This window comes from Mesorhizobium sp. M7A.F.Ca.AU.002.02.1.1 (genome assembly GCF_003998535.1).
In the GTDB taxonomy this organism is placed as follows: domain Bacteria; phylum Pseudomonadota; class Alphaproteobacteria; order Rhizobiales; family Rhizobiaceae; genus Mesorhizobium; species Mesorhizobium ciceri.
Genome location: NZ_RZPB01001102.1, coordinates 1 through 1,512, shown reverse-complemented (window position 1 = coordinate 1,512; position 1,512 = coordinate 1). Strand labels below are relative to the sequence as shown.

Here is a 1,512-nt window from a genome sequence, read left to right as displayed (position 1 = left end):
GCCCACGACATCGACACTTGTTACGACATTTCGAAGGCAACGCTGATCAAGCTCTATGACGAGCTCCATGCGGCGCGCGTCGTGCTGGAAGGCACCATCCTGAAGCCCAACATGGTGCTGGCCGGCAGGAAATCGGGCAAGGTGAGCAGCCCCGAAGAAGTCGCCGAAAAGACCATAAAACTGTTCCGCGAGACAGTGCCGGCAGCGGTGCCGGGCATCGCCTTCCTTTCCGGCGGCCAGGAAGACGAAGAGGCGACCGCCAATCTCAACGCCATCAACGCCATCGGGCCGCACCCGTGGAAGCTGACCTTCTCCTATGGTCGCGCGCTGCAGGCCGCGCCACAGAAAGCCTGGAGCGGCAAAGCCTCGAACGTTGCCGCCGGCCAGGCCGCCTTCACCCATCGCGCCCACATGAACCATCTGGCAGCGCTCGGAAAATGGAAGGCGAGCCTGGAACAGGCCGCCTGATCACAGTCCTTTCTTCCTCCTTCGAACCCGGGCCGATGCGCCCGGGTTTTTTGTTTGTGACTTGCAGGGCTTGGGGCGGAGCCTCTCCGTCCTTATTTCCTCTCCGGCGATGTCGGGTTGCGCCCATCCCCAACGTCCTTGGGATGACATTCAGGGAGAGGTTCATGCATCGCAACAAGATCGTTTCGCGCGAAGACTGGTTCCAGGCGCACAAGGCACATCTGGCGCGCGAGAAGGAACTGACGCGGTTTCGCGAGCGGATCGCCGCGGAACGGCGTGAACTGCCCTGGCTGAAGATCAGGAAAGACTATGTCTTCGAGACCGAACAAGGGCCAAACAGACTGACCGACCTGTTTGGCACTAACAGCCAGCTGATCGTCTATCACTTCATGTTCGGGCCGGGCTGCACCCATCATTGCGAGGGCTGCTCATTCCTTGCCGACCATATCGACGGCGCCAATCAGCATCTACGGCATCACGACGTGTCGCTGGTCGTGGTTTCGCGCGCTCCCCTGGCGGAACTTCTGCCTTACAAGCAGCGCATGGGCTGGAAGTTCGACTGGGTGTCGTCCTATGTCTCGGATTTCAACTTCGACATGCAGGTCTCCTTCACCGACAAGCAGATCGCCGCCGGCTGCACCACCTACAATTTCGAGACCCGTCCACGGACATCGAAGGAGCTTCCCGGCACCAGCGTCTTCTACAGGGACGAGACCGGCGACATCTTCCTCACCTTCATGTCGCGCGCCCGCGGCGGCGAGGCGCAGATCGGCGCCTACGACTATCTCGACATGACGCCGAAGGGCCGCAACGAGAACGGCCCCTATCACGGCCTGATGGATTGGGTGCGGCTGCACGACGAATATCAGGGCAAGCAGGCGGGGCAGGCGAGTTGCTGCGATTGAAGATCGTTCCCGTCGGCCAAAACATTCGCTAAGGCTGCCGCTGATCGTTTAACGGTACTGCCATGCGCTTCCCGGCCCTACTCTCCTGGCTCGCCTTCCCGGTCTATATCTGGCAAGGCCTCGGCGTGCGACGCCGCAC

Annotated in this window: 2 protein-coding genes and 1 pseudogene; all 3 read left to right on the top strand. The window is 61.2% G+C overall.

Annotated features, from left to right (window positions below; translation table 11 throughout):
* On the top strand, nucleotides 1-468 hold a 468-nt coding region (locus EN879_RS35460), incomplete at its 5' end, for a class I fructose-bisphosphate aldolase (RefSeq protein WP_127274693.1).
* A 164-nt stretch (nucleotides 469-632) separates the two neighbouring features.
* Complete coding sequence (locus EN879_RS35455) at nucleotides 633-1,373, top strand: thioredoxin family protein (protein ID WP_063169157.1); 741 nt, start codon at nucleotides 633-635, stop codon at nucleotides 1,371-1,373.
* Nucleotides 1,374-1,435: 62 nt separating this feature from the next.
* A pseudogene (locus EN879_RS40790) lies at nucleotides 1,436-1,512 on the top strand (SGNH/GDSL hydrolase family protein); the annotation flags it as partial.

Excerpts from the sequence above, each read along its gene's own strand:
- EN879_RS35455 (WP_063169157.1), top strand. The coding sequence starts at position 633 with ATGCATCGCAACAAGATCGTTTCGCGCGAAGACTGGTTCCAGGCGCAC.